The 1,192-nt window shown below is 40.4% G+C and carries 3 protein-coding genes; all 3 read left to right on the top strand.

Features of this window, described 5'->3' with window-relative positions; genetic code table 11:
* The first annotated feature begins 236 nt into the window (after positions 1-236).
* The 3 genes from PX636_RS11290 to PX636_RS11280 are packed head-to-tail and all read left to right on the top strand — an operon-like array spanning position 237 to position 912.
* On the top strand, positions 237-398 hold the full coding sequence (locus PX636_RS11290) for a hypothetical protein (RefSeq protein WP_288117232.1): 162 nt from the start codon (positions 237-239) through the stop codon (positions 396-398).
* Between the two features lie 14 nt (positions 399-412).
* On the top strand, positions 413-604 hold the full coding sequence (locus PX636_RS11285) for a type II toxin-antitoxin system HicA family toxin (RefSeq protein WP_409786583.1): 192 nt from the start codon (positions 413-415) through the stop codon (positions 602-604).
* A gap of 11 nt (positions 605-615) precedes the next feature.
* The gene (locus tag PX636_RS11280) at positions 616-912 is read left to right on the top strand and encodes a type II toxin-antitoxin system HicB family antitoxin (RefSeq protein WP_159248957.1); all 297 of its coding nucleotides are present in this window, start codon (positions 616-618) and stop codon (positions 910-912) included.
* Positions 913-1,192 lie beyond the last annotated feature (280 nt).

The raw sequence follows: 1,192 nt of genomic DNA, 5'->3' as shown, positions 1-1,192 counted from the left end.
GTAGGTTGGGTTGAGCGAATAAATATGTTAAAGAAAACCTCTCAATTCTCAGGAAAAGCGAAACCCAACACCCAACACCTAAATCCGTCTGAATCTTTTTGTTGGGTTTACTTGGGTGTATTGTTGGGTTTCGTGCCTCAACCCAACCTACGGTAGAAACCCAACAACCAACACCTAAATCCGTCTGAATCTTTTTGTTGGGTTTCCTTGGGTCAACCCAATCGACGATAATTGCTATGATTACTATAATCCGTAGTCGTGGTGATTTATATGCCATCTTAGGACAACCCGAAAAAGTAAAAATTGATCTACAACAAGCAGCCATATTATTCCGCCAACAGGAGAATATGGCAACTTATGAAAAGGTGATGCAACTTTTACAACAATTAGGGGGGTGAAATAGAAATCATCAATTCTGGAAAGTCGAGAAATTATCAAAAAACTGAAGGATGAGGGATGGTATCAAGTAGGTACAACAGGAAGTCATCATCATTTTAAACATCCCCATAAAAAAGGGAAAGTGACTGTTCCTCACCCTAAAAAGGATATTCCCCTTAAAACCCTAATCAGTATCGAAAAACAAGCAGGTATTAAATTACGATAAAGGAGAAATCAATGATTACTTATTTAGCCACCGTTCATAAAGATAAACATAGTGATTATGGGGTACAATTTTATGACTTTCCGGGTTGTATTAGTGCAGGAGAAACCATCGAAGAAGCGAAAAAAATGGCAACTGAAGCCTTAAAAGGTCATATTTCCTTCATGTTGGCAGATGGGGACGAAATTCCCACCCCTAGCACCCTCGAAACCATTTTAACCGACGCGGATCATCAAGATGCGATCGCTTTTCTGCTCATTGAGGTATCAGAAGCTATTTTAAACCATCAGGAATTGTGTGTAAAAAACTAGGTGCAGTCCCTAGCTTGGTTTGAGCGAATAAATATGTTAAAGAAAACCTCTCAATTCTCAGGGAAAGCGAAACCCAACAGCCAACACCTAAATCCGTCTGAATCTTTTTGTTGGGTTTCCTTGGGTGTATTGTTGGGTTTCCTTGCGTCTATTGTTGGGTTTCCTTGGGTCTATTGTTGGGTTTCGTGCCTCAACCCAACCTACGGTAGTTTCCTTGGGTGTATTGTTGGGTTTCCTTACGTCAACCCAACCTACGGTAGTTTCCTTGGGTGTATTGTTG

Origin of the sequence: Microcystis sp. M53598_WE2, assembly GCF_030067735.1 — a bacterium.
Taxonomy (GTDB): Bacteria; Cyanobacteriota; Cyanobacteriia; order Cyanobacteriales; family Microcystaceae; genus Microcystis; species Microcystis aeruginosa.
The sequence above is the reverse complement of the archived record's forward strand: the minus strand, read 5'-3'. Positions and strand labels throughout refer to the sequence as shown.